1 protein-coding gene is annotated in these 1,526 nt (G+C 32.2%); it reads left to right on the top strand.

Going from position 1 to position 1,526, the window contains the following annotated elements:
• Positions 1-251 precede the first annotated feature (251 nt).
• Positions 252-1,160: a hypothetical protein gene (locus tag AC1EU5_RS15940; protein WP_480193412.1), complete on the top strand. Its 909-nt coding sequence runs from the start codon at positions 252-254 to the stop codon at positions 1,158-1,160.
• Positions 1,161-1,526 lie beyond the last annotated feature (366 nt).

The following is a 1,526-nucleotide window of genomic DNA, read 5'->3' on the forward strand; positions in this document are numbered from 1 at the left end:
AGTATATCACCTTTAACGGGCTTCGAGCCAAAACGTGTGACATCGTCGGTTAAAAGTAATTTGACCCTGCTCCTCGAATTCCCAATCTAATAAATTCTGCAATCAACACTTCACTAACGTGAAGCTAATTGACAATCAATAATATGAGAGTAATAGGAAGTCTGATTCTCAAATTATTGATAAAGAATTTAGTATCTTTTCATTCTCAAAACAGAACTACGTTTAACCCTTGAGTTAGCAGCAATATGAGAATGAATTTATCTGATTACCAAATCGAAAACATATATTTAGCTAAAAAGAGAAGAGATTTAGTATTCTACGAAGGCGGACAAGAGCAAAAATTTCAAAATATAAATTATGACTTCAACTGTCCAAATTGTGAAAGCAACCTTAGTTTAAAGTTTCGGAATTTTGAAAATAACAGTCTATCAAAATTACTTAAAAAAGATTCAAATTCATTTCATTCTATAAATCAAGTTTCAAATCTGAATTTCAAACAATTTCCTGGCATGGACATAATTGAAACAATAGATGAAGTGACTCCTTATTATTCAATTAAAACTTGCGAATCATGTTTGTCTGAATACTTATTAATCATTGGATTTGATGAAATAGGCCCACATAGGTATTTTGCTCACGTACAATCCATAAGTAAGATTACATCTAAAATAAATCCTCTGAATTTTATTAATCAAGAGAAACTAAATACAACAGACATTGATAGAACCGTTACAAAATTAGATGGTTTGACATTAAAAAGATCCGAAAGATTTGTTAAAGGCTATGGTAATAAATATGACAATGAATTTGACTATTCACTAGAAAGTTTGTTATACTTAGACAAGTTTTTGGTTAATTTTTCAGACTTTCAAAACGAATTTTCAGATAAAGCTCTAAATAAACTTATCGAACAAGCAGGGTCTTACATTTTTCAAATAGCAATAAAAAAATTTAGCGGAATTTTAAGTTGGTATAAGCCATTAAATCAACCTATTTTATTGACTGGACTACCTGATTCTGAAATTGGAATTCTAGCCTTTGATAAAGTAAGACAGCGGATAGAAAATCATGGGAATGAAACCGATCTACCCAACTATTTTAAAGGTTATTCGGAAAAAGTAAGAACTGATGTAAAAGGTGAAAATATTTTAATAACATAAAAACTACTGCTAACAGCGTGTATAATTAATTGCTTGGGTCTGTGTGTACTCGGAAAATCCTACGGATTTTCTCTACGTTCGGTTTCCTTTTGCCATTTTAGTTGCGTAACAATAGCAACTAACCATACACCAACCGTTATAGTACAATTGCCTCCGGCATTCAGTAGCGCGCATTCCATAGCACTTACCCAACTGAAAATTGTACTATAACGTCACCTGTAAATAACACCTCAATATATCACCTGTCCTTATTTTTTATATGTATTTTTATTCCCACAACAACAGTATATAACAAAGTGTATAGGTAATGAGGTGCCATTTATGGCTCCCCGTGAGGCTGCACCTCACTACACCATACACAGGTGA

Source organism: Maritimimonas sp. 2405UD52-3, assembly GCF_056591715.1.

What these genes read in the sequence shown, in the direction of transcription:
- AC1EU5_RS15940 (WP_480193412.1), top strand. Translation starts at nt 252, where the DNA reads ATGAATTTATCTGATTACCAAATCGAAAACATATATTTAGCTAAAAAG.